The organism is Rhodanobacter sp. UC4438_H5 (genome assembly GCF_052978405.1).
In genome coordinates, this window is sequence record NZ_CM129672.1 from 1213057 (window position 1) to 1237665 (window position 24609).

The 24609-nt window shown below is 67.1% G+C and carries 18 protein-coding genes, 1 tRNA gene and 2 pseudogenes; 5 read left to right on the forward strand and 16 right to left on the reverse strand.

The genetic code is table 11. From position 1 onward, the window contains the following. Positions 1–86 precede the first annotated feature (86 nt). Positions 87–1469 (reverse strand): class II fumarate hydratase, encoded by a 1383-nt coding sequence (locus ACVCL9_RS05625; protein ID WP_447098815.1) that lies wholly within the window; start codon positions 1467–1469, stop codon positions 87–89. A 224-nt stretch (positions 1470–1693) separates the two neighbouring features. Here ACVCL9_RS05625 and purB point away from each other — a divergent pair, with 224 nt between their 5' ends. The 3 genes and pseudogenes from purB (at position 1694) to ACVCL9_RS05640 (ending at position 5875) form a co-directional block, all read left to right on the forward strand. Then, entirely contained in the window at positions 1694–3061 is a 1368-nt protein-coding gene (gene purB / locus ACVCL9_RS05630) for an adenylosuccinate lyase (protein WP_447098814.1), read from the forward strand. 103 nt (positions 3062–3164) lie between these two features. After that, complete coding sequence (locus ACVCL9_RS05635) at positions 3165–4979, forward strand: DUF885 domain-containing protein (RefSeq protein ID WP_447098813.1); 1815 nt, start codon at positions 3165–3167, stop codon at positions 4977–4979. Between the two features lie 161 nt (positions 4980–5140). Next, positions 5141–5875 (forward strand): annotated as a pseudogene (locus tag ACVCL9_RS05640) (DUF72 domain-containing protein). A gap of 218 nt (positions 5876–6093) precedes the next feature. Here ACVCL9_RS05640 and ACVCL9_RS05645 read toward each other — a convergent pair. From ACVCL9_RS05645 to ACVCL9_RS05655, 3 genes are all read right to left on the reverse strand, one after another. Continuing rightward, a complete protein-coding gene (locus tag ACVCL9_RS05645) occupies positions 6094–7461 on the reverse strand; it encodes an amidohydrolase family protein (protein ID WP_447098812.1) in 1368 nt (455 codons plus the stop codon). Next, complete coding sequence (locus ACVCL9_RS05650) at positions 7458–8897, reverse strand: amidohydrolase (RefSeq protein WP_447098811.1); 1440 nt, start codon at positions 8895–8897, stop codon at positions 7458–7460. The genes ACVCL9_RS05645 and ACVCL9_RS05650 overlap by 4 nt, the downstream gene beginning before the upstream one ends. Before the next feature lie 227 nt (positions 8898–9124). Next, positions 9125–11788: a TonB-dependent receptor plug domain-containing protein gene (locus tag ACVCL9_RS05655; RefSeq protein ID WP_447098810.1), complete on the reverse strand. Its 2664-nt coding sequence runs from the start codon at positions 11786–11788 to the stop codon at positions 9125–9127. Between the two features lie 369 nt (positions 11789–12157). Here ACVCL9_RS05655 and ACVCL9_RS05660 point away from each other — a divergent pair, with 369 nt between their 5' ends. Then, positions 12158–12505 carry a hypothetical protein gene (locus ACVCL9_RS05660; RefSeq protein WP_447098809.1) on the forward strand — a complete coding sequence of 116 codons (348 nt, stop codon included), beginning with the start codon at positions 12158–12160 and terminating at the stop codon, positions 12503–12505. 59 nt (positions 12506–12564) lie between these two features. On the opposite strand, the gene ACVCL9_RS05665 is transcribed toward ACVCL9_RS05660, so the two are convergent. The 12 genes and pseudogenes from ACVCL9_RS05665 to ACVCL9_RS05720 all read right to left on the reverse strand — a co-directional run bounded on the left by ACVCL9_RS05665 (position 12565) and on the right by ACVCL9_RS05720 (position 21349). Continuing rightward, positions 12565–13059 (reverse strand): hypothetical protein, encoded by a 495-nt coding sequence (locus tag ACVCL9_RS05665; protein ID WP_447098808.1) that lies wholly within the window; start codon positions 13057–13059, stop codon positions 12565–12567. A gap of 133 nt (positions 13060–13192) precedes the next feature. After that, positions 13193–14062: a nucleotidyl transferase AbiEii/AbiGii toxin family protein gene (locus tag ACVCL9_RS05670; protein WP_447098807.1), complete on the reverse strand. Its 870-nt coding sequence runs from the start codon at positions 14060–14062 to the stop codon at positions 13193–13195. Beyond that, positions 14034–15056: a type IV toxin-antitoxin system AbiEi family antitoxin gene (locus ACVCL9_RS05675; protein WP_447098806.1), complete on the reverse strand. Its 1023-nt coding sequence runs from the start codon at positions 15054–15056 to the stop codon at positions 14034–14036. Before ACVCL9_RS05675 ends, ACVCL9_RS05670 begins: the two co-directional genes overlap by 29 nt. Positions 15057–15089: 33 nt before the next feature. Next, a complete protein-coding gene (locus tag ACVCL9_RS05680) occupies positions 15090–15251 on the reverse strand; it encodes a hypothetical protein (RefSeq protein WP_447098805.1) in 162 nt (53 codons plus the stop codon). 225 nt (positions 15252–15476) lie between these two features. Further along, positions 15477–15731 (reverse strand): Txe/YoeB family addiction module toxin, encoded by a 255-nt coding sequence (locus ACVCL9_RS05685; protein ID WP_447098804.1) that lies wholly within the window; start codon positions 15729–15731, stop codon positions 15477–15479. Between the two features lie 25 nt (positions 15732–15756). Beyond that, positions 15757–16001, reverse strand: a pseudogene (locus tag ACVCL9_RS05690) (type II toxin-antitoxin system Phd/YefM family antitoxin). Between the two features lie 86 nt (positions 16002–16087). Further along, positions 16088–16714, reverse strand: coding sequence for an HD domain-containing protein (locus ACVCL9_RS05695; RefSeq protein ID WP_447099453.1), 627 nt, complete (start codon positions 16712–16714; stop codon positions 16088–16090). A 436-nt stretch (positions 16715–17150) separates the two neighbouring features. Then, positions 17151–17240 (reverse strand) — tRNA-Ser (locus ACVCL9_RS05700). 217 nt (positions 17241–17457) lie between these two features. Further along, the gene (locus ACVCL9_RS05705) at positions 17458–17826 is read right to left on the reverse strand and encodes an LrgA (RefSeq protein WP_447098803.1); all 369 of its coding nucleotides are present in this window, start codon (positions 17824–17826) and stop codon (positions 17458–17460) included. Beyond that, on the reverse strand, positions 17823–19103 hold the full coding sequence (gene serS, locus ACVCL9_RS05710) for a serine--tRNA ligase (protein ID WP_447098802.1): 1281 nt from the start codon (positions 19101–19103) through the stop codon (positions 17823–17825). The genes ACVCL9_RS05705 and serS overlap by 4 nt, the downstream gene beginning before the upstream one ends. Positions 19104–19269: 166 nt before the next feature. Further along, on the reverse strand, positions 19270–19854 hold the full coding sequence (locus tag ACVCL9_RS05715) for a hypothetical protein (protein ID WP_447098801.1): 585 nt from the start codon (positions 19852–19854) through the stop codon (positions 19270–19272). 157 nt (positions 19855–20011) lie between these two features. Beyond that, complete coding sequence (locus ACVCL9_RS05720; protein WP_447098800.1) at positions 20012–21349, reverse strand: replication-associated recombination protein A; 1338 nt, start codon at positions 21347–21349, stop codon at positions 20012–20014. A 211-nt stretch (positions 21350–21560) separates the two neighbouring features. Here ACVCL9_RS05720 and ACVCL9_RS05725 point away from each other — a divergent pair, with 211 nt between their 5' ends. Then, positions 21561–24602 (forward strand): ligand-binding sensor domain-containing diguanylate cyclase, encoded by a 3042-nt coding sequence (locus tag ACVCL9_RS05725; RefSeq protein WP_447098799.1) that lies wholly within the window; start codon positions 21561–21563, stop codon positions 24600–24602. The last annotated feature ends 7 nt before the right edge of the window (positions 24603–24609 follow it).

Here is a 24609-nt window from a genome sequence, read left to right on the forward strand (position 1 = left end):
TCTGCGAGATGACGGAGGCTGCAGGAGCCCGCTCGCGGGCGATGCCTTTGCAAATCACCAATCCCGTATCCCGAATCCCTGGTTGTCTATTTTTCGTGGATGCCGCCGCGGGTCAGCGCCATCGGGTCGAGCAGCTTCTTCAACTCGTCCTTTTTCAGCCCGGTGGTTTCCAGCGCCACGTCCATGATCGGCCGGTGCTGTTTGTACGCCTGCTTGGCGGTGGCCGCGCCCTTCTCGTAGCCGATCACCGGGTTCAGCGCGGTGACCAGGATCGGGTTCATCGCCAGCGCCTGGTACACCCGCGCCTTGTTGACCTTGAAGCCGGCGATGGACTTGTCCGCCAGCAGCACGCTGACATTGGCCAGGATGCCGATCGACTGCAGCAGGTTGTGCGCGATCAGCGGCAGCATCACGTTGAGCTGGAAATTGCCGCTCTGGCCGGCGATGGTGATCGAGGCATCGTTGCCGATCACCTGCGCGGCCACCATCGCCACCGCCTCGGGGATCACCGGATTGACCTTGCCCGGCATGATCGACGATCCCGGCTGGAGCGCCGGCAGCTCGATCTCGCCCAGGCCGGCCAGCGGGCCGGAGTTCATCCAGCGCAGGTCGTTGGCGATCTTCATCAACGCGACGGCCAGCGTCTTCAACGCGCCGGACAGTTCCACCGCCGCATCCTGCGCGGCCATGCCCTCGAAGTAGTTTTGCGCCGACTCGAACTTCACCCCGGTCAGCTTCCTCAGCTGGGCGGCCATCGCCGGGCCGAACTTCGGGTCGGCGTTGATGCCGGTGCCCACCGCGGTGCCGCCCTGCGGCAGTCGGCGCATGCGCTTCAGCGCATCCTCGATCCGCTCGATGGCCGCGCCGACCTGCGCCGCCCAGCCCGACAGTTCCTGCCCGAAGGTGATCGGCATCGCGTCCATCAGGTGGGTGCGGCCGGTCTTGGGCGTGTTCTTCAGTTCGCGCGCGCGCTTGTCGATCGCCTTCTGCAGGTGCTTCAGCGCCGGCAGCAATTGCTCGCTGGCGGTCAGCGTGGCGCTGACGTGGATGGCGGTGGGGATCACGTCGTTCGAGCTCTGCCCGTAATTGACGTGGTCGTTCGGATGCACCTTCGCACCCGCGGCAACCGCCAGGTGCGCGATCACCTCGTTTGCATTCATGTTGGTGCTGGTGCCCGAACCGGTCTGGAAGATGTCGATCGGGAATTGCGCGTCGTACTGGCCGTCCGCCACCGCCAGCGCCGCCTTGCGGATCGCCGCCGCCTGACCCTTTTTCAGATGGCCCAGCGAAAGGTTCACGTCGGCCGCAGCGGCCTTGATCAGCCCCAGCGCACGGATGAACGGCCGCGGCAGGTGCAGGCCGGAAATCGGGAAGTTGTCGATCGCGCGCTGGGTCTGCGCGCCATACAGCGCGTCAGCCGGGACTTGCAGCTCGCCCATGCTGTCGTGTTCGATGCGGAAGTTGTTCATTGGGGAAATTCCTTCGGGGTGGGACCGTGGCATCGCCTGGACCGTTCGGGCTGAGCGTAGCGCCGAAGGCGCGAAGTCGAAGCCCTCTTGATACCCTTCGACTTCGCGCCTTCGGCGCTACGCTCAGGGTGAACGGGAGACGGTCACGTCCGCCCACTATAAGCCGCCGGGCACGGAGCCGCCGGCAATGTAAAATGCTCGTTTCCCCTCGCCGGAACGCCCCGATGTCCAACCACGCCCTGACCGCCCTGTCGCCGCTGGACGGCCGCTACGCCAGCAAGGTCGAAGCGCTGCGTCCGATCTTCAGCGAGTTCGGGCTGATGCATCGCCGCGTGCAGGTGGAGATCGAATGGCTGCTGGCCCTTGCCGCCGAGCCCAAGATCGTCGAACTCCCCGCCTTCGACGCGACCCAGGTCGCCACCCTGAAAGCCATCGCGGAGGACTTCAGCGAGGCCGACGGCGAGCGGATCAAGGCGATCGAGGCGACCACCAACCACGACGTCAAGGCGGTCGAGTACTTCATCAAGGAGAAGATCGGCGCCGACGCCAGCCTCGCGCAGGCGAAGGAGTTCGTGCACTTCGCCTGCACCAGCGAGGACATCAACAACCTCTCCTACGCGCTGATGCTGCGCGACGCGCGCCGCGGCGTGCTGCTGCCGCAGCTCGATGCGCTGATCGACACGCTGCGCCAGATGGCGCACGACAACGCCGGCCTGCCGCTGCTCTCGCGCACGCACGGCCAGACCGCCTCGCCCAGCACGCTGGGCAAGGAGATCGCCAACGTGGTGGCGCGCCTGGAACGTCAGCGCAAGCAGCTGGCGGCGGTCGAAGTCTCCGGCAAGATCAACGGCGCGGTGGGCAACTACAACGCCCACGTGATCACCTACCCTGAAATGGACTGGCGGGGTTTCTCGCAGCGCTTCGTCGAAAGCCTCGGCCTCGACTACAACGCCTACACCACCCAGATCGAGCCGCACGACAACGTCGCCGAATACTGCGACGCGGTGCGCCGCGCCAACATCATCCTGATCGACCTGGCCCGCGACATCTGGGGCTACATCTCGCTGGGCTACTTCAAGCAGACCTTGAAGGCCGGTGAAGTCGGCTCCTCGACCATGCCGCACAAGGTCAACCCGATCGACTTCGAGAACGCCGAAGGCAACTTCGGCCTCGCCAACGCGCTGCTGGGTCACTTCGCCGAGAAGCTGCCGATCAGCCGCTGGCAGCGCGACCTCACCGATTCCACCGTGCTGCGTGCGCTCGGCACCGCCTTCGGCCACACGCTGGTGGCGCTGGAATCGCTGAAGAAGGGCCTGGGCAAACTCAACGTCAACGCCGAACGCATCGCCGCCGACCTCGACACCAGCTGGGAAGTGCTGGCCGAAGCCGTACAGACCGTGATGCGTCGCTACGGCCTGCCGCAACCCTACGAGCAGCTCAAGGCACTGACCCGCGGCCACGGCATCACCAGGGATTCCATGCGCGAGTTCATCGCCGGGCTTGAACTTCCGGCGGATGCGAAACAGCACCTGCTGGAGCTGACGCCGGCCGGCTACATCGGGCTGGCAAAGCGCTTGGCGAAGGAAATCTGACCGCTCCGCGCGGCACGACAACCGGCACCACCCCCCGCGCGATTGCGTCGAACCGGCAGTACGCCTTAGGCTCGGCGCTTGCGATCATCCCGGGGAAGTCGACATGCATCCATTGCGCGCGCTCACACTCTCTGCCGTCGTTGCCGCCACCTTTCTTGCCGGCTGCTCCGCCGACGCCTCGCTGTCGGGCCAGTCCACGCCGGCCGCCGCATCCAGCGTCCACGCGGCGGACGCCGGCCGCAACGCGACACTGGCAACGGACGTCGACGCGTTCCTTGCCGGCTACTTCCAGCACTACCCGGTGTTCGCGGCCAACGCCGGCAAGCACGAGTTCGACGGCCGTCTGCCCGATTTCAGCGCCGAAGGCCTGAAGGCCAACGCGGACTGGCTGCATGCGCAAAGGAAGAGCTTTGCCGCATTCACCGATGACGAGCTGGATGCCCGCGGCCGATTCCAGCGCGACTACGTACTGGCGGTGATCGACGGCCAATTGTTCTGGCTGGAGGATTCGGGCGCTCCGTACAAGAACCCCACCTTCTACACCGGCGACCTGTCGCCGAGCATGTACCTGACCCGGCCATACGCGCCGCTGGCGCAGCGCATGGCGGCCTTCGTGACTTACCAGGAGGCGCTGCCCAAGGCGCTGGCGCAGATCAAGGCCAACCTCAAGCTGCCACTGCCCGCCTCGTACATCGACGTGGGCGTAAATTCGTTCGCAGGCTTCGCCAGCTTCTTCAAGACCGACGTGCCCGGCATCTTCGCCCAGGTGAAGGACGATGCCCTGCAGGCGCGCTTCAAGGCCAGCAACGCCGCCGCCATCAAGGCCTCGCAAGAGCTGGCCGACTGGCTCAAGGCGCAGAAGCCGCACGCCACCCAGGACTTCGCGCTGGGCGCGGACAAGTTCGCGAAGATGCTGCATGCCACCGAACGGGTCGACCTTCCGCTGGACCAGCTCAAGGCGATCGGCGAATCCGATCTTGCGCGCAACCTTGCCTCGCTCAAGAGCGCCTGCGACAAGTTTGCCCCGGGCCAATCGCTGAAGGATTGCGTGGCGAAGGAGAGCGCCGACAAACCCGTCGGCGGAGCAGTTGAAGGCGCCCGCGCGCAGCTCGCCAGCCTGCGCCAGTTCATCGTCGACAAGGATCTGGTCAGCATTCCCGGCACCGAGCAGGCCAAGGCCGAAGAGGCCCCGCCGTTCAACCGCTGGAACTTCGCCTACATCGAGATCCCCGGCCCGTACGAGAACAACCTGCCGTCGGTGTACTACATCGCCCCGCCCGACCCGACCTGGAGCAAGGCCGACCAGGCCGCCTACGTGCCGGGCAAGGCGGCGCTGCTGTTCGTCTCCGCGCATGAAGTCTGGCCCGGCCACTTCCTGCAGTTCCTGCACGCCAACCGTGCGCACTGGAAATTCGGCCAGCTGTTCGTCGGCTATGCCTTCGCCGAAGGCTGGGCACATTACGCCGAGGAGATGATGTTCGACGCCGGCCTCGACGGCGCCACGCCGGAAGTCCACATCGGCCAGCTCACCAACGCCCTGCTGCGCGACGTGCGCTACCTCTCGGCAATAGGCCTGCACACCGGCGGCATGAGCATGGCCCAGTCCGAGCAGATGTTCCGCGACAAGGCCTTCCAGGACCCGGGCAACGCCCGCCAGCAGGCTGCCCGCGGCACCTACGACCCGGCCTATCTCAACTACACCATGGGCAAGCTGATGATCATGCAGCTGCGCAAGGACTGGATCGCCGCCCACCCCGGCCCGAACGCGCTGAAGGCATTCCACGACCAGTTCCTCAGCTACGGCGGCCCGCCGATCCCGCTGGTGCGTCAGCAGATGCTGGGCGGGAAAGCCGAAGCGAAGCTGTGGACGGCGAGCGCGACGGCGCCGGCAGCGGAAGCGTCCGCTTCGTCCCACTAGGCCCTCAGTGGCCACGCTGATCAGGCTCATTCGCCTTCCAAGACGAATGAGCCTGATCGCGTCGATGCAGCGACAGCGACGCGACATCGCGGCTGCATCGCCACCATGGAGGTGGCTTCCTTCATCGTGACATGACGAACGGCGCGGTAGCGTCGTCCGCGATGGATGGCCTCCGCGGGATTTCCATGGTCGAAGCGCGTATTGGCATCGCCGGCTGGTCGATTCCTTCCGCGCTGGCGAGCCGCTTCCCCGAGGGCAACAGCCACCTCGAGCGATACGCGCAGCGGTTCAATTGTGTCGAGATCAATTCCTAGTTCTACCGCCCGCATCGGCCGGCCACCTACCGTCGCTGGGCGGCCAGCGTGCCGGCAGCGTTCCGCTTTGCGGTGAAGATGCCGCGCGCCATCAGCCACGAGGCTCGCCTGCACGACTGCGAACCGGCGTTGCGCATCTTCCTGGGCCAGGTCGACGAACTGGAAATGAAACTGGGTTGCCTGCTGCTGCAGCTGCCGCCCAGCCTCGCCTATGCACCATCGACGGCGCTGCCGTTCTTCGATCGGCTGATGCGGCTGCATGCCGGGCCAGTGGCCTGCGAACCGCGCCACCCGTCGTGGTTCCGGCCGGCCGTCGATCGCGCGCTGCGTGAACGGGGTATCGCGCGGGTGGCTGCCGATCCGGCGCGACACCCGCGCGCAGCGGTCCCGGCGGGAGATCCCCGCCTCCAGTATTTCCGCCTGCATGGCGCACCGCGCATCTACTACGACGCCTACTCCGAGGCCGCGCTGCGCAGCATCGAACGTCGGCTGCGGCGTCCGCAGCGCTGGTGCATTTTCGACAACACTGCGCTCGGCCACGCCGTGGCGAACGGACTGGACCTGATCGAACGCATCAGCTGATGCTCCACTTTCTCGTTCCTTACCGTGTCGTGGTCATTCGACGGGACATCGGTACCGGAAAAGCGCCGCCAGCAGGCTGCCAGCGAATGAACAAACTGCCAGAGCAGCGGCAGGTGCGACTGCCACGCGTGTGGCGATACGGGAAGATCCGGCCGGCAGTGCCCGCCCTGCGACGGCAGGCTCCGCCGCCTGCGGGCGGCGGAGCCTGCGGCACGTGCCTATTGCGCCGCCGGCACGATGTAGCCGGGCGGCAAGTCCTTCCTGCCGCGCATCGCCTGCATGTAGCGGTCGCGCAGCATCGTCTGGCGGCTGACCATGGGAATCTTGCGGCCGGCGATGAATACCTGGTCGGCGAAGCTGGACAGTTCCAGCGGGTCGCCGCTCCAGATCACCACGTCGGCCAGCTTGCCCTGCTCCAGCGTGCCCACATCCTGGTCCATGCCGTAGATCCGCGCCGGGTTCAGCATCAGCGCCTTCAACGCGTCGAGCCACGGCAGGCCGTTGGCCACCGCATTGCCGGCAGCCTGGGTGACATTGCGCGCGTTGTGGGTGTCGCCGGTGGCGAAGGCGATCATCACGCCGGCTTTCTGCAGGCGCGCGGCGTTTTCCAGGGTCGAGCCCAGCGTCTCGAAATGTGCCGGCAGGTCTTCCAGCGGATTGAGCAGCACCGGCACGTGGGCGGCGGCGAGTTCGTCGGCGACCATCCAGGCTTCGGCGCCGCCGGAGACGATCAGCTTCAGCTTGAAGTCGCCGGCCAGCCGCAACGCCGCCTCGATGTCGCTGGCACGCTCGACGTGGAGCACCAGCGGCTCCTGGCCCGCCAGCACCGGACCGAGCGCCTCCAGGTCCAGCCGCGTCAGCGCGTACTTGCGGCGCTGGTTGCTGGCATAGGCGCTGGTGTTGTCGGCGTAGTCCCTCGCATCCTGCAGCGCCTCGCGCAGGGCCAGCATCGCGGCCGCGCGCGAGCCGCCGGCCTGTGCGGCGCCGGTCTCGCCCAGCGCGGCGAACATCGCCGCCGCATCGCGATGGATGAAGCCTTCGGTGGAACCCAGGTCGATGATGGCGCCACGGCCGGCGATGATGTGCTTGTCGCCGTTGGTGGGCGACACCATCGCGCGGGTGACGCCGGCGATCCGGTTGACCGGGATCAGCATCGAGCGCGGGTTGATCGCGTCGGCCACGTCGAACGCGGCGCTGAAACGCGAGTCGCCGGCCGAGGCGTCGCGGGTTTCCTTCACCGCGCCCACCTCGACGATGCCGAACTGGCTTTGCGGGTCGAAGATGCCGGGCGTGACGATCTTGCCGGTGGCGTCGATGCGCTCGGCATCGGCGGGAATCTCGACGTTGGCGCCCACCGCGGCGATCCTGCCGTTCTTGACCAGCACCGTGCCGTGCTCGATCTTGCCGGCGGCGCCCAGCGTGTACACGGTGCCGCCGGTGATGGCGTAGGTCTTGCCATCGCCGGCAGCGTTGCCATTCGCAGGCGCCGCGGAACTGGCCGCCGCGGTATCGGCATGGCCGTCCGAATGGTCGGCCGGGCTGCAGGCGACGCAGAGCATCGCCAGGATCATGGCCAGGTATTTCATCGTGCGCCCTCCCCTGCGGCGGCATCGGTGGCATGCGGGTCGATGAAGCTGCCCAGCATGAAATCGGAGGTCGATTGCCGCTGCGGTTCGTCGCGCTCGTAGACCACGGCGCCGTCGAGGAACACCTTCTCGGTGCGCGCGTAGACGCTGAACGGGTCGGCGCTCCAGATCACCACGTCGGCATCCTTGCCCGGTTCCAGCGAGCCGATGCGGTCGGCCAGGCCCAGCGCCTTGGCCGGGTTGAGCGTCATCCACATCACCGCGTGCTCCTTGCTGATGTCGAGCCCGGCACGCCGCCCTGCGGCCAGCGCCTTGGCTACTTCCTGGTTGAGGCGCTGGATGCCGTTCTCGTCGTCCGAGTGGATCATCGCGCAGGCACCGCCGGCATCGACCATCGCGATGTTGGCGCGGATGCCGTCCCACGCTTCCATCTTGAAGCCCCACCAGTCGGCCCACATCGCCGCGCAGGTGTCCGTCTTCGCCAGCAGGTGCGGAATCTTGTACGCCTCGACGGCATGGTGAAACGCCGCGATCTTGAAGCCGAACTCGTTTGCCACGTCGAGCAAGGCGGCCATCTCGTCGGCGCGGTAGCAATGCATCTGTACGCGGATCTTGCCGCCGAGCACTTCGGCCAGAGTCTCCTTGCCCAGATCGCGCTTGGGCGGCGGGCCGGCCTCCGTGGCGCCCTTGGCCTTGACCTTCGCCTCCCACGCCTTCCACTCGCGGTCGTAGGCCTGCGCGTCGGCGAACGCCTGCCGGTAGCCGGCGACGTCGCCCATCAGCGTCGACGGAAACTGGTGACGGCTTCCGTAGACCCGCATCGGATTCTCGCCGCAGGCCATCTTCAGGCCATACGGCGCATCCGGAAATTTCATTCCCTGCACGGTGGTGGCCGGCACGTTCTTCAACACCACGCTGCGCCCGCCGATCAGGTTGCCGGAACCGGGCAGGATCTCCAGCGTGGTCACGCCACCGGCGCGCGCGGTGTTGAAGCCCGGGTCCTGCGGCCACACCGAATGCTCGGCCATCACCTGCGGCGTGGTCGGGTTGGTCATCTCGTTGCCGTTGGCGGTGGCATCCACCGATGGCGACGGATAGACGCCCAGATGCGAATGCACGTCGATCAGTCCGGGCGTGACGAACTTGCCCTTGGCATCGATCACCACCGCACCGGCCGGCGCCTCGACCTGCTTGCCGATCGCCGCGACCTTGCCGTCACGCAACAGCACCGACCCATCGTCAATGCGCTCGCCGGTACCGGTGTAGATCGTCGCGTGCTCGATCAGCGTGACTTGCGAAGGCAGCGGCTGGTAGGTGGACGGGAAGGCGTCCGGCGGAAATTCGGTGGGCTGCGGCGTTGCAGCCTGGGCGACCACCCCGGCGGACACCACCAGCAAAACCGCGAGCACCGCCGCGCGCAAGTGTGACGATTTCATCTTCGCTCCCAAGTTGGCCCCAATGCCACGCCAGCCCTGGCTGCGATGTGCGGCGCATCCGTTGCCGCCGTCCGCAAACCGTACATGGAAGTGGCGGCAAAGTCTTGCTTGCAATGGCGCGGGGCGGCGTGAGGCTACTGGGTCAGCGGAGAGCGCGCTCGTCGGCTGAGCCATCAACTATCGTCCCCCCGGGCACACCCGGGGAGACGGTCCATGGCGACGACCGGTCAGAAGCTTGCTGTCACGCGCGCGTACCAGAACGCGCCGTTGAAACCGAACGGCGAGGTCAGCGCGTACTTGACGCCAAGGAACTGCAGCGTGGCGTTCTGCTCCTTGCCGGGGTAGGTGTCGAAGACGTTGTTGCCGCCGATGGCCACCGTGAAGGTGTCGTTGAACTTGTAGCTGGCCTCCAGATCGAGCAGCGTCTTGCCGCTGTAGTGATTGACGTCGTCCGGCGGGTTGTTGCTGCCGAACAGGCCGACCGTGGTGCTCCAGCTGCCGTATTGATTGATCCGCGCGATGGCATCGAACCCGTGCAGCGCGTAGTCGAAGCTGAGCACCGACCGGCTCCTGGGCACCTGGTGCTCGAGGTCGTACACGAAATCGTCGTTGAGCGTGTCCGGCTGCACCTTGACCACGTTCTGCTTGTTGCGGTTGTAGCGGAAGTCGATGTTGAGCCTGCCATTGCCCAGCTGATGCCGCGTATCGAGCACGAAGTCGATGCCGCGGATGTCGGAGCCGAACGCATTGCCGAAATAACTGGCGTCGCTGCCGAGCAGCAGTTGCGCGTTCGGATAGCCGCCGGCGGCGAGCTGGTCGACGGTGGCCTGGCTCACGCGGTTGCTGACCAGGCCAATGCGGTCGTCGATCCTGATCCGGTAGTAGTCCAGGGTGGTCGTGACGCTATCGAGCGGCGTCCACACGGCGCCGACGGACAGGCTCCTGGAGGTTTCGGTCTTCAGCGGTTTGGAACCGAGCGCGCGCGCCACCGGGTTGTCGACCGGATAGGTGCCGGCGGGTATCAGGCCACCCTGGGCGTTAGCCGTGGTGGTGACATTGAGTGTGTTCGCCTGGCCCGGGGTCGGTGTGCGGAAGCCGGTGTTGTACGTACCGCGCAGCGCGAACGCGTCGGTGAACGCGTAACGGCTGGAAAGCTTGTACACGACCTTGGAGCCGTAGTTTTCCGCACGCTCGTAACGCACCGCCGCCGCGCCGGACCACTGGTCGGTGAAGTTCGTCTCGGCGTCGACGTAGGCGGCCTCGCTGTTCTGCATGAAGCGCCCGGCCGCGTTGGCCGGAAAGCCCTGGAAGGCATCCGAGCCCACCCCGAACACCGACGCGGTCGGCCCCACCTCGATCGAACCGGCGTCGCCCTGGTGGATGATGTAGGTCTCCTGGCGCCAGTTCGCGCCGAAGGCGAGCGTGAGCGGCGAATCGTCGAACGAACGGACGAAATCCGCACCGGCGCCCTGCTCGCGCTGGGTCAGCTTGCCGGGATGGAAGTTGGTGGGCGACAGGCTGCCCAGGCTCGGGTTGATCGAGCCCTTCAACTGGTAGTCGACCTCGTTGCTGCCGGTGCGGTAGTGCAGGTCCCACTGCAGGTTGCTCTGCCCGCCGCCACGCACGCCGCCGACCAGCTGGTGATCGCTGATGTCCGCACCGAACAGCGGGCTGTAGCCGCCCGGGAACTTCGTGTAGATCGGGTTCAGCAGCACCCATCCGCTCGGACTCGCCGCGTTGGCCGTCAGGTAGTTCGCCGGATCGCCGCCACCGGCCACGATGCTGTCCACCAGCGACTGCGGCGCGTTCGCCGGGGTCAGGGTGCCATCGGCGTAGCTGACCAGGGTGGAGCGGCCGCCGATGCCGTACTGGGCCGGCAAGACCGGGTTGCGGTAGAAGAAGCTGGACAGGACCTTCTTGTCCATGAAGCTGCCCGTGGCGTAGAGCTGCATGTCGCCGGACAGCGGCAGGCCGGCGTTGACGAAGAGCTTGTTGGTCTTGGTCTGCGGGTCGCCCCAGCGCTGGCCGAAGCCGTCATACGGCACCTGGTCCGCACCGACCACGGCCGCGACGGCCGCCGCGTCCGCTTGCGGCATCCCGCGCGAGGTGGGGTCGGTGGTTTCGCGCTCGGCACTCACATGCACGAAGCCATCGGCGCCGAGCGGGAATCCCGCATCGGCGTCGTAGCGCCGCAGGTTGCCATCGCCCTTGCCGTACTGGCCCACCTGCGCGCTGACCGTCACGCCCGAGCGGGCCTTCTTGAGAATGACGTTGACCACGCCGGCGATCGCGTCCGATCCATACAGCACCGAGGCGCCATCGCGCAGCACTTCGACGCGCTCGATGGCGTTGGACGGAAACACCGAGAAATCCACCGCCTGCGCGCCCTGGTTGAAGGTGCCCAGCGGATCGAGCTGCAAGTTGACCAGCGCCGAACGATGGAAGCGCACGCCGTCGACCAGAACCAGGGTCTGATCGGGCGACAGGTTGCGCAGCGACACCGGCCGCACGAACGACGTGCCGTCGGCGATGGGAAAACGCTGGGTAGTCAGCGACGGCACGATGTTGGTCAGCGCGTCGGTGAGGTCCGCCGAAGACTGCTTCGCGATCTGGCTGCCGCTGAACGCGTCGATCGGCGAAATGGATTCGGTCGGCGACAGGCCGGCCCGGTGCGTACCGGTCACCACCACTTCCTGCAGGGTGGTGGTCGACTTGGCCTTCGCCGCATCGTTGCGCCCTTGTGCCGCGGTCGCCTGGCTGGCCTGGGCCTGTCCGCTGTCCGACGCGCCCGCGTCCTGCGCCTGCACCGAGCACGCGACCAGCGCCGCAGCGGCAAGCGCCGCGCGAATGGCGCGCAAAAGAACCACGTTGATCCCTGCATGGTTATGCATGTTGTCTCCCTCCCGATGGCCGCTGAATTCCCCCCTCAACGCAAACTACTCCGACCCCTGGCGTCCCAAAAGGCCTCCATTGGTAGTACGTGCGCGAGATCACTTTCGTGGCGACAGCCTTGCCGATGGGTGCACTCATCAAGCGACTCGCCGGCATCTGTCCACCGGGGCAACAGAAATGATTGGGCGGCGGGAGCGGCGTAGCGAAACCGCTCGAAACGAGGCGGGTTCGGGAAAGTGGACCTGACCCCGTTGGTGACGCCGTCAACCCGTGACCCCGAGCGGCGTTCTCCTTCCGGCATGCCGCCATTCGTCCGGCACGACATGGCAGTACCCAACCGCCGGCCTCCCACACTGAAGGACACCGTCATGAACCACGCTTCGATGATCCGTCTCGGTCTGCTCAGCCTGATCGCCTGCACCGCGTTCGCCAGCGCCAGCGCGATGGCCGCCGACAGCACCGTCCCCGGTCACCCCCGCGTCAACGAGGTCAACCAGCGCATCGACAACCAGCAGGCGCGCATCGCGAAAGGCGTCGCCAACGGCACCATCACGCCGAAGCAGGCAGCCAACGACCAGCGCCGCGCCGCCAACATCGCCCAGCGCGAAAGCGCCGCCGAAGCCAAGCATCACGGCCACCTGACCAAGGGCGAAACCCGCCGCCTCAACCGCGCGGAAAACCGCAACAGCCGCCACATCCACCGCCAGCGCCACTGAGCGCCAGCAAAAAAAGAGGCCCCGCTTGCGGGGCCTCTTCCATTCCAGGAAATGACGAATCAGGCCGGCAGCGGCTCGCTCGGCGCCGGCTCACTGGCCGGTGCGGGATTGCGCGGCCCGCGGGCAAAGCGGGCGGCCAGCGCCTTGCGCGCCTCGTCCAGTCCCTGCCCCTTGCCGGCCACCTTCAGCACCGCGTAACCCTCCAGCGCATTGGTCATCAGGTCGCTGCCCACCGCCATCTCGGTGTCGACGCCACGCTGATGCAGCTTGCCCAACCGCACCAGGCGCGGGCGCAACGCATCCAGCGTGGCGATGTCGCGCTGATAACCGTCCAGATCGAAATTGCGGGGCAGCACGCCGGGGTTGTCGGCGAACACATGACCGGCCTGCCGGCAGAACGCCTCGGACTTGTCGCCCATCTTGGTCAGCCCGTGGCGCTGCTCGGGCGTCAACGCGATCAGCGAGGCCAGGCCCGTCTCCAGTGCAGCCAGGGCGTTGTCGATGGCCGCCAGCACTTCGGCATTCAGGTCGATATCGATCAGGTTCTGAGGCATGTTCACTGCATTGATTGAGTTGCAGACAAGCCGGTCCGTTGGCCGACGCCGCAGCGTAGCGCGCCACCTGCCCGCTACCAGCCAATCAGCCGGAACCAAGATTGTCCCCGACACATTTTCTGGACTGATTCGCTCAAGGGGTCGCGGCGCCCCGCAATCCCGCATGAAAGGCGCCCAGCAGGTCGAGGTCGATCTGCACGTCGCCGGACCGCATGTCGCCTATCAGCAGCAGCCGGCCATCCGGGTCGATCTCCGTCGCCAGCAGATCCAGCACCGCGTCCAATGCGACTGTGACACCGGCGTTCGCCAACGGGTGCAGCAACTTTCTGGCGTCGTGGCCCAGCAACCATGCGCCGGCACGGGCATGGTCGTAATCGCTCGCTTCGAGCAGTTGGCTCGCGTCCGCATACAGGCGTTCCATGTTGCCCGCCTCTAGATAACTGCGCAGCAGCAGGCGCAGGTCACCGGCATCGACGCCCGGCCGTTCGTGGCGTCGGTCACGCCAGGCGAGCAGCTTCAGGACGGCTTGCGCCGGCAAGGAGGCGACCGCCACCACCACGTCATCCGGCAGCCGTACCGCGACTGCCTGCGCCGCCGCCTCGCGGTAGCCGAGCATGGTCATCTCGACGACATGCGGCGACGGCCAGGCGATGCTGCGATCGGCCCGCTCCACGCCGCCGAAGGGAAGCAGATCCACCCGATGGCACTGCTCGAACACCAACCGATGCAGCACGCCGGGCACTTCGGCGAAAGATCCGTCGGCGAGCAGGGCGTTCCTCAAACCGGCGAAGCTGTTCCATCCATCCAACCCAAACGCGAAATCCATGTCGGTCGTGGCGCGCGCGACGCGTATGCCATGCGCGAACGACAGCAACACGTCGCGCGCCATCGCGCCCACCAGCAAGGGCTCGGCATCCGGCCAGGCCCGGCGCATCGTCGCCACCAGCCTGGCCAACACCGCCAGCCCGGGCTGCTCACGCAAATCCAGCGGCGATCCCTGCATGCATTTCCCCTGCGATTTCCAGACAGCGCGCATCGCCGATCGCCAGCAGGTCCGCGTACACCAGCAAGTGCGGCACCATGCCGGGGGTCTCGCCCTCGAAATTCCAAAAGCGTCGCAGCACTTCCACGTTGCCGTTGCGATGCGGCTGCAGACGCTGATCGGTCAGTAGATTCGGTTCGACCTTGTTGCCGTAGAAGGTGGCCGTGCCGGGCCGCAGGTGTTGCGTCAGCCGCGCCGCTGCCGGCTCACCGCCCAGCAGCAAGCCGTAGCGCGTTGCGTCGATGGCCTCGACCCAGTCGAGCTTGCGCGTGTCGTAGCGGCCCAGCAGCAGCTTGGGCCGCAGCCGCTGCGGATACGCATCCACCCAGCGCTTGAGCAGCCGTTCCGCATCGATCAGCCGGCGCCGCTTGCGCAACGTGGCGACGAAGCCGAGCTGCGGCAGTTCGGCCATCACCCAGCCCACCGTGCCGTGCGCCACGCCCGCCAGGGCGGCGATCTCCCGATACGGCAGGTCCACCGCCGCCGGCCGGCACAACAGGGCGAACAGCACCTGCAGCCCGGTGGCCTGAAACGCACGGCCGCCCTGCGTCGGCGGCGCGAGGGCTTCCCTCGGCCGCTCACCCTTCACCCAGACATGCAGCGGCGGCTGCGTCAACCAGGCGTTGCCCGCGGCATCAATGAACTGCACGCCGCGCCGGCGCAGCTCGTCGGCCATCGGCGGCGTGACGTAGTCGGCCACCAGCAGCCCCTGCTCGCCGTGGTTCGCCAGCTGATGCAGCGCCGCGCCGAGCGTGGCACGGCGCAGGCCGCGCTTCAGCTCGGCGACGTAGCGCAGCTCGCGGCCATCGAAACGCAGGCACAGCACGGCATCGCCGCGCGTCGCCTGGCCGCCAGGCTCCCGTTCGACGACTTCCCATTGCAGGCCTGGCAGCTGCACCGCGGTCAAGGCAGCCTGCAGCAGATCCGGTTCGTGTTGACGGCGGTGTTTGTCCATGATTGGGATTTGTCCATGTTTTGTGGACAGAAGTCAATTGTGGACAAGATGCGGCCTCGAACCCGTGCGAGCATCGCGATGCAAGATCAGGTAGTCGGCGCGGCGGATGCTGGACTTGTCGCGCGCGGCACGATGGCCCCGCACCACCATGCGGCCGGCCTTGAGCGTGAACTCCTGAAACACCTGCTCATTCACGTTTCAACCGCTGGCGACCAGGGCGGGTGTGATGAACTTCAGGCAGATGTCCGCTTCGGACAGTTTTCTCTTATCCATGAAGCATGACTCTGGCGACTCCCCCGACTCGAACACGCCAGAGCATAGGGCGTTGGATCGACCCCGACCAGTCGACGGCGCATGTCGATGTCTTTACACCGCCGCGTGGGTGGTTTTTCAAAGCCAGCCGCGACCGTTGCCTGTTGCTCAATAGTGATACCGCAACTGCGCAATCAGCAGCGCGTCGGCAACGGGCTTGTACACCATGCGGTGCTCGCCGTTGATGCGGCGCGACCAATAATCGGCCAGCCCGTGTCGCAAGGGTTCGGGTTTGCCGATGCCTTCGAGGGGGTGGCGCATGGTGTCGTCGGTCAGCTTGTTGATGCGCGCCACCAGCTTGCGGTCGTGGGCCTGCCAGTGGAGGTAATCCTCCCAGGCCGCGTCAGAGAAGATCAGCTGCATGCCGGCCAAGCTCAGCGAGTTAGGTTCAGCGGGCCAGCCTGAGTGGTTTGCCGCCACCGGATTCCAGTTGCGCCATCGATTCCAGCAGGCGGCGCGCGTTCCTGGGGCTACGCAGCAGGTACGCGGTCTCATCCAACGACTGGCAATCGGCCAGCGACATCATCACCACTCGTCCTTCTTGGTAATGATCACCGGCGCATGATCCTCGCAGACGCGCTCCATCGTCTCGGCGAGACTGGAACGGGCCTTGGTGTAGGTGATGGTGTCCATGGGCTATCGCGATATGTACATTATTCTGTACATGATCTAGCCGACGGCCCGCAGCCGGTCAAATGCCGCGGGTCCAAGCCGGCGAATCAGCCAGCAAGCGCCTTGCGTTCCCCCGCGCCTGCCAGCGCATGCATCAGGTCCACCGTGCTGTCGAGCACCCTGGCGACCTTCGTGCCACGACTCGAGAAGATTTCTACCAGCGCCTGGTAGTAGCCCAAGGTCCCGTCGCGTCCGCCGGTGAACCGATCGAATACGCGCGTGGCAACTTCGGGATCTTCCAGGTCCTGGACGATGGCGCGGGCGTTATGCAGCTTGTCGCAGGCGGAGACAAGCAGCGTGGCGTCCGGGGCTTGTTTCAGGTGTGCGAGGTAGGCGAGTTTGCGCTCGATCCAGTCGCGGCGTCTGGCTTCCGGATCGGTGTGGCTGGCCTTGCCTTCGGCGGTGCCATCGGTGCAGTCCACCACGATGTTGGCGACGGCATCACCGAATTGCTTGCGGATCGCCGCCTCATGCCCGGTACCGCAATCCTCGATGGTGTCGTGCAGCAGGCCGGCGATGGCCTGGTCTTCGTTACCGCCGAACTCGATCACCAGGCTGGCCACGCCGAGCAGGTGATAGAGGTACGGGATGTTCGAGCCCTTGCGCACCTGCGCGGCGTGGGCGATGCGGGCGTAGTCAACGGCCTGGCTGAAGCGATCGGATAGCGTGGTCATGCTGCCCCCTGTGACGGTTTCATCGTAGCCAATGATGATGGCGGCGCGGCGCAAGGGCTGAGAGCGTAGCGGACGCCGTTCAACGCTTGATCTCTTCTTCCATCACTTGGCTCATCGTGCTCTCCGTAAAAAGTTGGCACCTGAGCAGAAAATCACTGGGTCATTACATTGCGCTGTTGCGTGCCGTCCGCGGGGATTGTTGGGCCCATCCATGGGCCAAACCCCTTCGCGCTGCGCACTGCGGGGCCTGCCTGCGGCTGCCCGAATTCGCTCCCGGCGAATTCGCCGACTGCGGAGGCAGGATGCCAGAGCGAACGTCGGCGAAGCCGACGGACCGAAGGGTGAGGTGCAGGATGCGCCGAATAACCAGTGGGTTCTCATTCCTGCCATCACCGCCAGAAAAGGAAAACGCCCCACTCGGGGCGTTTTGCTTTTCTGGCGGAGAGAGTGGGATTCGAACCCACGGTAGTGTTGCCACTACGGCAGTTTTCAAGACTGCTGCCTTAAACCGCTCGGCCATCTCTCCGAAAAATTTTCCCGCCAACTGTCGCTCTGGGAACTCTGGCCCTTCGACTTCGCTTCGCTACGCTCAGGGTGAACGGTGGGAAGTTGTGCGGGGTGCACATGCTATCAGGAACGTTGCAATGGATGCCGCGGAAGGCGCGCCGGGACTTTGTAGCAGCGCACTCTGCGCGCGATGTTTTTCGGTGGCGTGACGAAGGGCATCGCGCACGAGTACGCTCCTACAGCGGCTTGGGCTTTTTTCTCGACAGCGCCACCAGGCAGCCGACCAGGATCGCCACCGGGATCAGGGCGCCGAGCAGCGGCAGCAGCAGCACTGGTTCGCGCACGACCATCGGCACCAGTTGGGTGGCGCTGGCGAAGGCGATGATGGCGAGGCGCCGGCGGCGGCTGTGGCGGGCGAACCAGAAGCTGGCGAGGACGAGCGCCAGCGCGACCATCGAGAGATCGAGGTCCACGGTGGGCAGGTGCCAGACGCCGTCGAAGCCGAGGCGGGTGGCGATCACGCCGGCCAGCACCAGCAGCAGGAAGAAGCTGGTGTAGAACTCCACCCTGCCCCAGTTGCCGCGTGCGGGCGCCGGCGTGTTCATGCGATGCGGTCGAGCCCAGCCATGTACGGGCGCAGTGCTTCGGGGATGGTGATCGAGCCGTCGTCGTTCTGGTTGTTTTCCATCACGGCGATCAGGGTGCGGCCGATGGCGAGGCCGGAACCGTTGAGCGTGTGCACCAGTTCGGGCTTGCCGGTTTCGGGGTTGCGCACGCGGGCCTGCAGGCGGCGGGCCTGGAAGTCCACGCAGTTGGAGCAGCTGGAGATTTCGCGGTAGGTCTGCTGGCTGGGCAGCCACACTTCCAGGTCGTAGGTCTTGGCCGCGCCGAAGCCCATGTCGCCGGTGCACAACAGCATCTTGCGGTATGGCAGGCCGAGCTTCTGCAGCACGGTCTCGGCGTGGCCGACCATCTCCTCCAGCTGCGCGCGGGACTGGTCGGCGCGGGCGATGTGCACCATTTCCACTTTCTCGAACTGGTGCTGGCGGATCATGCCACGGGTGTCGCGGCCGTAGCTGCCGGCCTCGGCGCGGAAGCACAGCGTGTGCGCGGTCATGCGCAGCGGCAGCGCGTCGGCGTCCTGGATGGTGTCGCGCACCAGGTTGGTCAGCGAAACTTCGGCGGTGGGGATCAGGTAGCGCTTGGTCTCGCCGACTTCGGTGGCGAACAGGTCTTCTTCGAACTTCGGCAGCTGGCCGGTGCCCTGCATGGTGTCGGCGTTGACGATCACCGGCAGGTTGCATTCCAGATAGCCGTGCTCGCCGGTGTGCAGGTCGAGCATGAACTGGCCGAGCGCGCGGTGCAGATGCGCGAGCTGGCCGCGCAGCACGGTGAAGCGCGCGCCGGAGAGCTTGGCGCCGGCGTCACCGTCGAGCCAGCCGTGGCGCTCGCCCAGTTCGACGTGGTCCTTCACCGCGAACGCGAACTCGCGTGGCGTGCCCCAGCGGCTGACTTCGACGTTGTCCTTTTCGTCCTTGCCCAGCGGTACTGAGGCATCCGGAATGTTGGGGATGCCCAGCGCGATCTCGGCAAGTTTCGCCTGCACGTCGCCGAGGGCCTGCTCGTTGGCCTTGAGCTTGTCGCCGATGCCGGCGACCTCGGCCATCAGCGGTGCCACGTCCTCGCCTTTCGCCTTGGCCTGGCCGATCGCCCTGGAGCGGGTGTTGCGCAGGTTCTGCAGCTCCTGCGTCTCCATCGCCAACTGCTTGCGCGAACTCTCCAGCGCCTCGACGGCGGCCACGTCCAGCATGTAGCCGCGGGTTTCGGCGAGGCGTGCGGCGGTTTCGGCCAGATGCGAACGCAGCAGGGCGGGATCGAGCATGAGCGAGGTCCAGGTAACGGCTTGAACCGCGAATTATCGCTGCGCGTGGCCGGTGGCCGCAATGAATGCGGCCACGTCCCTGCTTTTGGCGGCCTTCGACTTCCTCGCTCCTCAAAGCCGCGGCCATCCCTGGCCGCACCCCGCGTGCGGCGCTACTCGCCTACGCTCAGGGGGAACGGTTCGACGAGCGCTCGCCGCGACCCAGCCACCACGCCATCGCGGCACCGGCGAGCAGCCAGCCGATCAGTTGCTCGGCCAGGGCGGCGAGCGTGAAATCGAGCGGGAAGCGGTACCAGTTCCAGTACGGGAGCATGCTGCTGAGCCAGGCAAACACGGCCGCCGCAGCGGCAATCGCCACGCGGCGACGGAAGCCCACCACGGCCAGCCCCATGACGAAGGCCAGCGCCAGCGACGCCAGCGTGTCGGATGCCCACTGCCGCCCGATCTGCGGGCCCATCTGCATCATGTCGGTGCCGCGCGGCTGGTACACCACCCAGGCGTACGGCGAGCGCACAGCCTTGATCGAATAGGCGCGCACCACGGCCGCGTCGCCCATCTGCTTGGGATCGAGCGAGGGCAGCAGGTACACCCCTGGTTGATCGCCAAGCCCTTCCTGCAGCCCGCTCAGCGCCGCGTTCTCGTTGAGCGGCTGGTGGATGCCGACACTGCCCAGCCCCAGCGCCATGTGCGCGGCCACGCCCCAGAGGAACATCACGATGCCGCCGATCAGACCCGCCACCAGTACGCGCATGGTTCATCCCTCCCCCGGTTGGTTGAGCCAATCTAGGTCGGGAAAGCGCGTGCGGCAAGGGCGTACGCGGCAGGAGCCCGCTCGCGGGCGATGCTCTTGCGAATCCCGAATCCCGAATCCCGAACCCGAAAGAAAAGCATCGCCCGCGAGCGGGCTCCTACGGATTGCGGGCTTTTTCGCGGGCGGCACGCAGGGCCAGCAGTTTTTCGCGCAGTTGCAGTTCCAGGCCGCGTTCGACCGGTTCGTAGAACACCGTGCCGACGAGCGCGTCGGGCAGGCACTGCTGGTCCAGCGCGATGCCGCCTTCGGCGTCGTGGTCGTACTGGTAGCCCTTGCCGTAGCCGAGGCCCTTCATCAGTTTGGTGGGCGCGTTGCGCAAGTGCATCGGCACTTCCAGCGTGCCGCCCTTGCGTACCGCGTCGCGGGCCTTGTTGTAGGCCATGTAGGCGGCGTTGCTCTTGGGCGAGATGGCCAGCCAGATCGCCAGCTGGGCCAGGCCCAGTTCGCCTTCGGGGCTGCCCAGGCGCTCGTAGGTGTCCCACGCGTCCAGCGCCATGCGCCAAGCGCGCGGCTCGGCCAGGCCGACATCCTCCACCGCCATGCGGGTCATGCGGCGGGCGAGATACAGCGGATCGACGCCGCCATCGAGCATGCGGCACAGCCAGTACACGGCGGCGTCGGGGTCGGACGAGCGCACGGATTTGTGCAGCGCCGAGATCTGGTCGTAGAACTGCTCGCCCTGCTTGTCGAAGCGACGGGTGCGGTCGGCCAGCACCTGGCTCAGCGTGGCCTCGTCGATGGTGCGCTCGTGCGCCAGTTCGGCGGCGATTTCCAGCAGGGTCAGCGCGCGGCGCACGTCGCCATCGGCGGCCTGGGCGATCGAATCGAGCGATTCGTCGGACACCTGCAATTGCAGTTCGCCGAGGCCGCGCTCGCTGTCGGCCAGCGCGCGTTTCAGCGCGGCGATGATGTCGGCGGTGGAAACCGGCTCCAGCACATGCACGCGGCAGCGCGACAGCAGCGCGGAGTTAAGTTCGAACGAGGGGTTCTCGGTGGTGGCACCGATGAAGATGATCACGCCACGCTCGATGTGCGGCAGGAACGCATCCTGCTGGGTCTTGTTGAAGCGGTGCACCTCGTCCACGAACAACACGGTGCGGCGGCCCTGCGCGAAGTTCACCTCGGCCTCGGCCAGCGCCTTGCGCACGTCAGGCAGGCCGGACAGCACGGCGGAGATCGCACGGAAATCCGCCTCGGCGTAACGCGCCACCAGCAGCGCCAGCGTGGTCTTGCCGCAGCCGGGCGGGCCCCACAGCACCATCGAATGGATCTTGCCGGCCTCCAGCGCGCGGCGCAGCGCCTGGTCCGGGCCGACCAGACGCTGCTGGCCGACGATTTCGTCGAGGCTGCGCGGGCGCATGCGTTCGGCCAGGGGCTTGAGCGCGTCGGGCTCGGCGAACAGGCCGGAGCCGGCCGGGGCAACGGGAGGATTCATGCGCCGATGATAAAGCATGCACTCGCGGCACCCGCCTGCCGAAACGCAGTGCATGCCGGTATCATGGCGTCGCCCGCGTTGTCTAGCCGATGCGACCGGGCGTGGCGGGGGACAACCAGAACGTGATCGTGCACGGAATCATTGACCACACCACGAAAACCGGACGCGCGCAGCGGCCCGGCGCCTTGCCGTGCCGGCATGGATGGCCGGGGTGAAGCGGCAGCCCTTGCGCTGCCCGTTGCTGGGCCTGCTGGGAGCGCTGCTGCTGTTGCTCCGGGCTGGCGCGGGCATGGCTGCTCCGGCTTCTCCGGTCGATCCGTGGGCGCCGTTCGAGTCGCCGTGGTTCGACAAGGTATCCAGTGCGGAAGGATTCCCGCCGGCCATCGTCACCGCGCTGGCGCAGGATCGCGAAGGCCTGCTGTGGGTGGGCACGATGGTCGGGCTGGCCCGCTACGACGGCTACCGCACCCAGCTGTTCGACGTCCGCGGCGAACCTGTCAAGGGCCTGCCCGACGCCTACGTGCGCTGCCTGCTGGCCCTGCCCGACGGCGGCATGCTGATCGGCACCAACGCCGGCGGCCTGGTGCGCTTCGATCCGGCGACCAACACCTTCCGCGTCTATCCCGGCGGCCCGGACGGCATCTCCGACCGCAAGATTTTCGCCCTCGCCGACGACCACGCCGGCGGCGTGTGGGTGGCCACCGAACAGGGCCTGGACCATCTCGACCTGCGCAACAACGCGATCCGCCACGTCGACACCGGCAGCGACACCGCGCCGCGCAACTTCAGCGTGATGCAGGACCGTGCGGGCAACCTGTGGCTGGGCAACAACGAGGGCCTGTTCGTGCGGCACGCAGGCAGCGATCGCTTCGAGCGCCCCGCGCCGCCCGGCGACGCCGTGGTGGCCACCGTGCTGGAGAACCAGATCTGGGCCATCGACGAGGACAGCGCCGGGCGCCTGTGGATCGGCAGCGGCCAGGCCGGCGCGGTGTACCGCGGCCCGCACGGAAACTGGCATCCGGTGCCGCAGTTCAGCGGCTATCGCAAGGGCGCCCAGCACGCCACCGTGCGCGACTTCCAAGAGGCCGCGCCGGGCACCATGTGGATCGCCACCGACGGCAGCGGCGTGCTGGCCTACCGCCCCGGCGACGCCTCGCTGCAGCGGATCGAGCACGATCCGGCGGTGCCCTCCTCGCTGCCCGGCGACGCCGTGCGCGCATTACTGCACGACCGCGCCGGCAACCTGTGGGCGGCCACCGACCTGGGCCTGGCCCGCGCCTATCTGGGCGACCGCGGCGCGTTCTCGGTGCTGCCATCGCCGCTGGAATCGAACATGCTCAGCGACACCAGCGTGCGCGGCGTCTACGTGGACAGTCGCGGGCTGGTCTGGATCGGCCTGAGCGCCGGCCGCATCGACGTGATCGATCTGCGCGCCGGGCAGATGCGCCACCTGCGGCTCGGCGGCACGCAGACGCTGCGCGACGTGCAGTCCTTTGCCGAGGCGGCAGACGGCTCGATCTGGGTCGGCACCCAGGGCCTGGCGAAGGTGGACCCGCACACGTTCGAGATCAGCTCGTCGGTGCTGCCCGCACTGGAGAATACGCCGGTGCTGTGCCTGCGCATGGATGGCAACCGCCTGCTGATCGGCACCTACGACGGACTGTTCCGCTACGACACCGGCACCGGCGTGCTGGACCACATCCGGCACGACCCGGACGACCCGACCAGCCTGGTCAGCAACACGGTGCGGCAGATCCTCAAGGTCGGCGACGAATGGTGGTACAGCACCTCGCGCGGCATCAGCATCGCCCCCGACAGCGGCGCCAGCCGCGGCTTCCGCACGCTCACCCATCGCGAGGGCGATCCGGCCAGCCTGCCCGGCGATTCGGTGAGCGCGGCAACGCCCGGCCCGCGAGGGCACCTGTGGGTGAGCACCTCCGGCGGGCTGGCCGAAAGCATCGGCAAGAACCCGTGGCGCTTTTCCAGCATCGGCGTCGCCGAAGGCCTGCTCAGCGACAAGGTCACCAGCGCGCTCAGCGATGGCCTGGGCCACATCTGGGCCAGCACCTCCAGCGGCGTCGCGCGCGTCGATGCCGGCAGCCACGCGGTGCGCAACCTGAGCTCGCGCGACGGCCTGCACATCCGCAGCTACCACTATGCCGACGCCGCCGCCCACGCGCCCGACGGTTCGCTGCTGTTCGGTGGCCTGGGTGGCCTGACGGTGATCCGCCCGGCCATCCAGATCGACGACAACGACGACGCCCCGCTGGCGATCACCCACGCGGTGCTCGGCGCGGTGGCGCTGCCGTTCGGCAAGCTGCCGCATGACGGCGACACGATCACGCTGGACCAGCGCAACCGCAACCTGCGCGTGGACTTTTCCCTGCTGGATTACCGCTCCCCCGGCGAAACCTCGTACAGCTATCGCATGACCGGCCTGGACGACGGCTGGGTCGACATCCCGGCCGGCGCCAAACCCGGCGCGAACTACACCAACCTCGCGCACGGCGACTACGTGCTGTATCTGCGCGCCAGCACGCAGGGCATGTACCCGCGCACGGTCGAAAGCCGCCTGCTCGTGAAGGTCGCCCCCCGCTGGTACGAGACCTGGTACAGCAAGCTGGCAGCGGTCGCGCTGCTGATCGGCCTGGTGGTGCTGCTGGTGCATCTGCGCACGCTCTACCTGCGCCGACAGGCGCTGCAGCTGCAGCGACAGATCAACGAGCACACGCGCGACCTGCGCGCCGCCAACCGGCGCCTGGACGAGCTGGCCAGCACCGACGGGCTCACCGGCATCTACAACCGGCGCCGCTTCCTGGAGCTGGCCCAGGCGGAATGCGAACGGTCGCGCGAGCAATCCATCTGCATCGCGCTGTTCGACCTGGACCGCTTCAAGCAGGTCAACGACATTCACGGCCACCTCGCCGGCGACGCCGTGATCCGCGGCGCGGTGGCGGTGATCCAGCGCCATTGCCGGCAGGGTGACCTGCTCGGACGCTACGGCGGCGAGGAGTTCGTGCTGTGCCTGCCCGACACCAGCGTGGCGCAGGCCAGCGAGATCGCCGAGCGCATCTGCGCGGCCATGGCCGGCACGGCCGTCAGCTATCAGGATCGGCCGATCCAGGTCACGGTGAGCATCGGCGTCACCGCGCTGCGTCAGGGTGAATCCATCGAGCAGTGGCTGTCGCGCGCGGACAAGGCGCTGTACGAGGCCAAGCGCAACGGCCGCAACCGCTACGCGGTAGCCAGCTGACATCCCC

What these genes read in the sequence shown, in the direction of transcription:
- ACVCL9_RS05675 (WP_447098806.1), bottom strand. Translation starts at nt 15,056, where the DNA reads ATGGACAAACACCGCCGTCAACACGAACCGGATCTGCTGCAGGCTGCC.
- ACVCL9_RS05695 (WP_447099453.1), bottom strand. Translation starts at nt 16,714, where the DNA reads ATGACCACGCTATCCGATCGCTTCAGCCAGGCCGTTGACTACGCCCGC.
- purB (WP_447098814.1), top strand. Translation starts at nt 1,694, where the DNA reads ATGTCCAACCACGCCCTGACCGCCCTGTCGCCGCTGGACGGCCGCTAC.
- ACVCL9_RS05650 (WP_447098811.1), bottom strand. Translation starts at nt 8,897, where the DNA reads ATGAAATCGTCACACTTGCGCGCGGCGGTGCTCGCGGTTTTGCTGGTG.
- ACVCL9_RS05665 (WP_447098808.1), bottom strand. Translation starts at nt 13,059, where the DNA reads ATGCCTCAGAACCTGATCGATATCGACCTGAATGCCGAAGTGCTGGCG.
- ACVCL9_RS05645 (WP_447098812.1), bottom strand. Translation starts at nt 7,461, where the DNA reads ATGAAATACCTGGCCATGATCCTGGCGATGCTCTGCGTCGCCTGCAGC.
- ACVCL9_RS05720 (WP_447098800.1), bottom strand. Translation starts at nt 21,349, where the DNA reads ATGAATCCTCCCGTTGCCCCGGCCGGCTCCGGCCTGTTCGCCGAGCCC.
- ACVCL9_RS05655 (WP_447098810.1), bottom strand. Translation starts at nt 11,788, where the DNA reads ATGCATAACCATGCAGGGATCAACGTGGTTCTTTTGCGCGCCATTCGC.
- ACVCL9_RS05625 (WP_447098815.1), bottom strand. Translation starts at nt 1,469, where the DNA reads ATGAACAACTTCCGCATCGAACACGACAGCATGGGCGAGCTGCAAGTC.
- ACVCL9_RS05670 (WP_447098807.1), bottom strand. Translation starts at nt 14,062, where the DNA reads ATGCAGGGATCGCCGCTGGATTTGCGTGAGCAGCCCGGGCTGGCGGTG.
- ACVCL9_RS05660 (WP_447098809.1), top strand. Translation starts at nt 12,158, where the DNA reads ATGAACCACGCTTCGATGATCCGTCTCGGTCTGCTCAGCCTGATCGCC.
- ACVCL9_RS05635 (WP_447098813.1), top strand. Translation starts at nt 3,165, where the DNA reads ATGCATCCATTGCGCGCGCTCACACTCTCTGCCGTCGTTGCCGCCACC.
- serS (WP_447098802.1), bottom strand. Translation starts at nt 19,103, where the DNA reads ATGCTCGATCCCGCCCTGCTGCGTTCGCATCTGGCCGAAACCGCCGCA.
- ACVCL9_RS05715 (WP_447098801.1), bottom strand. Translation starts at nt 19,854, where the DNA reads ATGCGCGTACTGGTGGCGGGTCTGATCGGCGGCATCGTGATGTTCCTC.
- ACVCL9_RS05705 (WP_447098803.1), bottom strand. Translation starts at nt 17,826, where the DNA reads ATGAACACGCCGGCGCCCGCACGCGGCAACTGGGGCAGGGTGGAGTTC.
- ACVCL9_RS05685 (WP_447098804.1), bottom strand. Translation starts at nt 15,731, where the DNA reads ATGCAGCTGATCTTCTCTGACGCGGCCTGGGAGGATTACCTCCACTGG.